This window comes from Fulvivirga aurantia, assembly GCF_009711475.1.
Classification (GTDB): Bacteria; Bacteroidota; Bacteroidia; order Cytophagales; family Cyclobacteriaceae; genus Fulvivirga; species Fulvivirga aurantia.
On the sequence record NZ_SMMD01000668.1, the window covers coordinates 1 to 5,331 of the forward strand.

The window sequence follows — 5,331 nt, forward strand, 5'->3', positions numbered from 1 at the left end:
GTAGATCAATTATCTCCAAGAACAGGAGGGCAAACGGGTGTGGATGTACCTATGCTAAAGGAATATCCGATTCTGCTACCTGATAGAGATTATCAGAAAAAGGTAGAAGGAGTTTTAACATCATTTGATAATAAAATCTCCCTCAACAACCGCATCAACAAAGAGCTGGAGGCCATGGCCAAGTTGATTTATGATTATTGGTTTGTGCAGTTTGAGTTCCCTATCAGCAAAGAGCAGGCAGCTGCCATGGACAAACCCGAGCTCGAAGGCAAGCCGTATAAATCCTCCGGTGGTAAAATGGTCTATAACGAGCAATTGAAAAGGGAGATTCCTGAGGGGTGGGAGGTGAAGAAACTGAGAGATATGGTGTCTATAAGAAAGGAGTCTATCCAGCCTGATGAAATTCCTGAACATACTCCTTACGTTGGTCTTGAACATATCCCTAGAAAAACCTTGATATTGGATGAATGGACCACTGATTACCAGTTAAATAGTCAAAAGTTTCAGTTTCAAACTCATGATATATTGTTTGGGAAAATTCGACCTTATTTTCATAAGGTAAGTTTAGCGTTTATAAATGGAATTACATCGTCCGACACTATAGTGATAGAAGCGATTGACAAAGTAAATCTGGGCATTATTTCTCATATCGTATCATCTGATGAGTTTGTCGAAATTTCCGTTAAATCATCAACGGGTACCAAAATGCCACGAGCCAACTGGGGAGTTATGCAAGATTATCAATTTGCTTATGATCACAATACCTCAGTCGCTTTTAATAATAGTTTTTCCCAATTTATTGGACGGATGAGAACTGGAGTATTAGAAAATCAGCATCTCACTGAGCTCCGCAATTGGCTCCTACCCATGCTTATGAACGGCCAAGTGAGGGTGTCAGCATCAGAATTTTCAGGATTAGAGGATGAGCAGAATTTGAGTATGGCTGCTGAGGAGAAGGAGGGGTATGGAGATGAGTTTTAAAGGTTAAAATTTGATTAAATATGACAGAAGGAATTATTAAAGAAAATGGTCGTTTTCTTTATCAAAAATTTGATAAATCAAATGTCCCCAACAATGTGATTTACTATTTTGAGGACATTAATAGGCATAGAAATGAGATATGTTCTAATCATGGTACGAAGATAAATTGGTGGCATGATAAGCGGCATAGTTCAAATAACATACAATTGTTTTACGAGGGAACCGTCATTGCAAATAAAAGATTTGATAGTTTTCAGGAAATTGAAAGCATATTAAATGATTGGAGTGAACTTACGGAAATTGAGGTCAAAAACCTGTTTATCAAGGCGCTATTAAAAATAATAGAAGGTTTAGAAAAGCAAAAAAAATTAAGTCAAGAGGTATATAAACAACGTGATGAATATAAAAATGCGTTACAACTCATTCAAAAAAGTTTAAGTGAAGTCTTATGATTAATAGGTCACAGTATTTTATCAATCCATAATGAGAATTAAATCTTCTCCATTCGAAACAAATATACTTCCTGTAAATGATTATGTAAATAGTATTAATTTTAAACAAAAAGTAAACCTGTAGGTTGATATTATGCGTATAAGTAGTATATTTGAGCTTCTAAAAGACAGGCTATGGGCTGTGAGGTATGAAGGCGACTCTACGCATATATTCAAACAATTGAAAGAAAACTGGTCCGATGCATCATGGTTACAAACATTTTTTGACAAACATCAATCAGATTTACAATCAGGTTTTTTTGGAGATATCGAAGTTGATGATGCAGCATTCGAAACAATTTTCGAAGCAGATGAACTTTTTGAAGCTATAGAAGTAGCTGAGGGTAAAGATCTTGATGACCTTTTTGAACCATTAGATGATAGAGAGTTTCGCATTAAAGATTTTCAGAAACAAAAAGCAAAAGGTGAAGAACACAAATCATGGCTTCGTATATATGCGGTAAGATTTATGGATGGTTACATTATCACAGGTGGAGCAATTAAGCTAACCAAAACTATGCAGGAGCGTGAGCATACGAGCCTTGAGCTTAAGAAATTAAGTGTCGTCAGAGACGCTTTAAGAATGAATGAAGTTGACGATAAATTCGAAGACTTAGACTAACCGATATGAAAACTAGAGAAACCAAACAGTCAATTGAAGCATTCAACAAATATTTAGTTGAAGGTGTAGATTCAAAATGGAAAAAAGATAATACTTGGAGAAAAGTAAATAAGGGCTGGCTGAAAAAATCAGCCAAGATAGCTTTAAAGGTGAACCGATACTTGAAGGAGAATAAGATTACTCAAAAGAAATTGGCTGTCGCCATGGATGTTACACCACAAGCAATAAATAAACTATTGAAAGGTAGAGAAAACCTCACATTAGAATCAATAGTGAAGTTGGAAAGCGTATTGGGTATTGAATTGATATCAACCTTAAATGCTGATGAAATTATTGTAAAGAAAAAAGAGATGGACTCTTTTGAATTCATTAAAAGTATAGTAGAGAAATTTGAATTCTCCAGAGATCAGGTAATAAAGCCCCCTAAAAAGAGTTATGAGAAACTGGGAGATAAAATAATTTCAGGTGAAGAGATATTGAGAGGGAGTTACACTACTGTTTCAGTTCGAAGAAAAATAGGGGAAAGTAACTACGCAATGGCAGCTTAATATATGACACAAATAAAAATCCCTTTTGCGCTTAAATCTATTGAGACCTTAGAATTTGCCACTTTTGATAAAGTTTATAAAGATGGCGACGAAGTGGGTATAGAGACCAATTTTAACTTTGGAGTTAGTCGAGAAGAGCATTCTCTAGCCGTTCATTTTAGCTTAGTTTTTATCTGTCATGAAAAACCATTTATAAAGCTCAAGTTAGCTTGTGATTTTGATATAGAACCTTTGTCATTTAAAAAATTTACAGTAATGAAATCTAATTCTTTAAAGGTGCCTAAGTCATTTTTTACACACCTCTCTGTTTTAACTGTGGGTACTGCAAGAGGAGTCTTACATGCTAAGCTCGAAAATACTGAATATGATCACTTCCTTTTACCTACTTTAAATATTTCCGAAATGATAAAAGAAGATGTAGAGTTTAGTGCATGAAAATAGGTCGATTACAGAAGATTAACGCTAACGACACCTGAAACTCTCATTATTTCTTTCATCTGTTTATCCTCCTTTAAGCCTCTTTCCACAGCTTAAGATTAAGTTCTACACGCATTATAAATGAAGCGAGGTCAAGACTAGTTATTCATACCAGACAGTTAAGTATAAATATGTGATAGATAGGATGTTGGTAGAGATGAGAAGCGTGATTAGTAATCATATGAAAAGAATTAAGATAAAGCAGATGTAAATAGTAAGGATTTATTTGTTTAAAAAATATTTCTGCCACCAAAACCGCCACCTTGTAAAACAGAAAAGCCTGACAATCAGTCGATTATCAGGCTTTTAAGTACCCGGGGCGGGACTTGAACCCGCACGAGCGCAATGCTCACAGGATTTTAAGTCCTGCGTGTCTACCAATTCCACCACCCGGGCATGCACTACTGCGTAGTGATGCTTTTTATTTGTTTCTCAGCTTTTTGAGAAACTCTTTACCAGAGCCACTTTTCAGGTATTTTTCGTGTGCTCTAGCTTCTATTCTTGTTTCAAACTCTTTGGTATAAATAAGTATAAATGGCTTATAGGGCCTCGTTGTCTTATTTTTTCCTGAGTTATGTTCAGTAAGTCTTCTTTCCACATTATTAGAAATACCTACGTAAAGGTAATTTCTAGAAATGCTGTCTATGGCATATGTCTTATACATATCCTTCTATTTTGCCCTGTGTGTCTACCAACCTGCCGGCAGGCAGGCAGGTTCCTAACACGGGCATGCACTACTGCGTAGTGATGCTTTCTTGCTATTTCTCAACTTGATGAGAAATTTAATCCCTATAAATAGAGATGCCGGATCAAGTCCGGCACGACAAAAATTGTCAGTGAGCGAAAGACGGGGTTCGAACCCGCGACCTCAACCTTGGCAAGGTTGCGCTCTACCAGCTGAGCTACTTTCGCTTTTTTAGCTAAAGTACTTCCTTTTAAAGATATAAAGCGTGAAAACGTGTTTTCTGCGCTCTACTCCCGATAGCTATCGGGAAGCTACTTTCGCTTGTAATCTTGAGAACGTTTCTCTCAAGTGGACTGCAAATTTAGGTAAGGGATTTTAATTTGCAATACTGTTCAATAAAAATTTCTACTTTTTTCTTATTTACCCGATTTGCCAAAGACAATTCTATCAGAATAGGCCTTTACTACCGTTCTCACAGTTCCCGTTTTGTTAATAACGTATAGTAAGATAGCCAAGACCACATACCCACCACCTACATAAAGGTAGCCGGCAAATGGATGCCCTGTATTTGTATTAATTAATATAGCCAAACCTACACTCGCAATCGCAAGTGCCAGTAACAAGGTAAAGACGATAGCTACAATAACCAGAATTTTGGCCAAGGCTACTGATACCTCAACTTTAGCATCATGCTTGGCCAATTCTATTTTGTGCTCAATCGCTCTGATTGGCTTTTTTAGTAAAGAAGAAAGAAGAGACATTATTTAGAAGCCTTTTTTGCCTCTTTCAGTTTTTCGCTACCAAATTGCTGCAAATCGCTTGTAGCTGATTTTACAGCTTTTTCTAATTTCTTCAAGGTTTTACTTCCCTCTTCTGGTGCAAGTAAAATACCCATAGCCGTACCCAGGCCTAGCCCGGTTAGTAATCCTAATAAAAATTTTCCGTTGTCATTCATGGTTTTTTAGTTTTCGTTGTCGAGGTCATATGCTGTCACTGATTCCCACTGCTCAAATTCATCGAGTTCATCGCGAATGCCATTGTAAACCCATACAATAACTGCGATATCATCTGCTAACCCAAGTAATGGTATAAAATCAGGTATAAAATCAAGTATCCAGACAAAATAAACGAGGCCCGCTACGATTTTTAGAATCGCGGCCATTGGCACCTTTCTGTAAGCACCCACATAGTAGGCCTTTACCAGCCTCATGAGTACGCTCACCTGTTGCTTAAACTCAGCTTTAAGGTGATTTCTGGCACTTTCGTTTTTAAGTTTCTTAAATGCGTGCTGCAAAATCCTAAAAACTTTACGCTTGCTTGAGGCGTATTGCTCTGCCACACCCATGGCGAGACTAAACACCCTGGATTCTACTATATCCGTTGTAGAGAGGCCGTCAGCCTTATCTTGATTCTCTCTTTTTTTAGTCTTACTCATGTGTATATAATACAAAAAGGGCGGGATATGTTCATGATTTTTTATGAAAAATATGCTAACGAAAAAGTCATCGATAAAAGAAGCGTATAAAT

Annotated in this window: 9 protein-coding genes and 2 tRNA genes; 5 read left to right on the top strand and 6 right to left on the bottom strand. The window is 36.8% G+C overall.

From position 1 onward, the window contains the following. The 5 genes from E1176_RS06925 to E1176_RS06945 form a co-directional block, all read left to right on the top strand. A partial coding sequence (locus E1176_RS06925; RefSeq protein WP_185152679.1) for a restriction endonuclease subunit S occupies positions 1 to 981 on the top strand: 981 nt, incomplete at its 5' end. 20 nt (positions 982 to 1,001) lie between these two features. Further along, positions 1,002 to 1,433 (top strand): hypothetical protein, encoded by a 432-nt coding sequence (locus tag E1176_RS06930; RefSeq protein ID WP_155209877.1) that lies wholly within the window; start codon positions 1,002 to 1,004, stop codon positions 1,431 to 1,433. A gap of 133 nt (positions 1,434 to 1,566) precedes the next feature. Next, complete coding sequence (locus E1176_RS06935) at positions 1,567 to 2,094, top strand: hypothetical protein (RefSeq protein ID WP_155209878.1); 528 nt, start codon at positions 1,567 to 1,569, stop codon at positions 2,092 to 2,094. A 5-nt stretch (positions 2,095 to 2,099) separates the two neighbouring features. After that, complete coding sequence (locus tag E1176_RS06940; RefSeq protein WP_155209879.1) at positions 2,100 to 2,642, top strand: helix-turn-helix transcriptional regulator; 543 nt, start codon at positions 2,100 to 2,102, stop codon at positions 2,640 to 2,642. Positions 2,643 to 2,645: 3 nt separating this feature from the next. Beyond that, entirely contained in the window at positions 2,646 to 3,077 is a 432-nt protein-coding gene (locus E1176_RS06945) for a hypothetical protein (protein ID WP_155209880.1), read from the top strand. A gap of 353 nt (positions 3,078 to 3,430) precedes the next feature. Here the strand turns inward: E1176_RS06945 and E1176_RS06950 are convergent. The 6 genes from E1176_RS06950 to E1176_RS06975 form a co-directional block, all read right to left on the bottom strand. Continuing rightward, positions 3,431 to 3,515: transfer RNA gene (locus E1176_RS06950), tRNA-Leu, on the bottom strand. A gap of 25 nt (positions 3,516 to 3,540) precedes the next feature. Beyond that, complete coding sequence (locus E1176_RS06955) at positions 3,541 to 3,783, bottom strand: GIY-YIG nuclease family protein (protein WP_155209881.1); 243 nt, start codon at positions 3,781 to 3,783, stop codon at positions 3,541 to 3,543. 175 nt (positions 3,784 to 3,958) lie between these two features. Then, positions 3,959 to 4,031: transfer RNA gene (locus E1176_RS06960), tRNA-Gly, on the bottom strand. Positions 4,032 to 4,220: 189 nt separating this feature from the next. After that, positions 4,221 to 4,565, bottom strand: coding sequence for a phage holin family protein (locus E1176_RS06965; protein WP_155209882.1), 345 nt, complete (start codon positions 4,563 to 4,565; stop codon positions 4,221 to 4,223). Continuing rightward, the gene (locus E1176_RS06970; protein WP_155209883.1) at positions 4,565 to 4,759 is read right to left on the bottom strand and encodes a YtxH domain-containing protein; all 195 of its coding nucleotides are present in this window, start codon (positions 4,757 to 4,759) and stop codon (positions 4,565 to 4,567) included. Before E1176_RS06970 ends, E1176_RS06965 begins: the two co-directional genes overlap by 1 nt. A 6-nt stretch (positions 4,760 to 4,765) precedes the next feature. After that, a partial coding sequence (locus E1176_RS06975) for a YkvA family protein (RefSeq protein WP_222933106.1) occupies positions 4,766 to 5,331 on the bottom strand: 566 nt, incomplete at its 5' end.

Bases quoted from the DNA above. Each gene is read 5' to 3' on its own strand.
- E1176_RS06930 (WP_155209877.1), top strand. From the start codon at position 1,002: ATGACAGAAGGAATTATTAAAGAAAATGGTCGTTTTCTTTATCAAAAA.
- E1176_RS06965 (WP_155209882.1), bottom strand. From the start codon at position 4,565: ATGTCTCTTCTTTCTTCTTTACTAAAAAAGCCAATCAGAGCGATTGAG.
- E1176_RS06955 (WP_155209881.1), bottom strand. From the start codon at position 3,783: ATGTATAAGACATATGCCATAGACAGCATTTCTAGAAATTACCTTTAC.
- E1176_RS06945 (WP_155209880.1), top strand. From the start codon at position 2,646: ATGACACAAATAAAAATCCCTTTTGCGCTTAAATCTATTGAGACCTTA.
- E1176_RS06970 (WP_155209883.1), bottom strand. From the start codon at position 4,759: ATGAATGACAACGGAAAATTTTTATTAGGATTACTAACCGGGCTAGGC.
- E1176_RS06940 (WP_155209879.1), top strand. From the start codon at position 2,100: ATGAAAACTAGAGAAACCAAACAGTCAATTGAAGCATTCAACAAATAT.
- E1176_RS06935 (WP_155209878.1), top strand. From the start codon at position 1,567: ATGCGTATAAGTAGTATATTTGAGCTTCTAAAAGACAGGCTATGGGCT.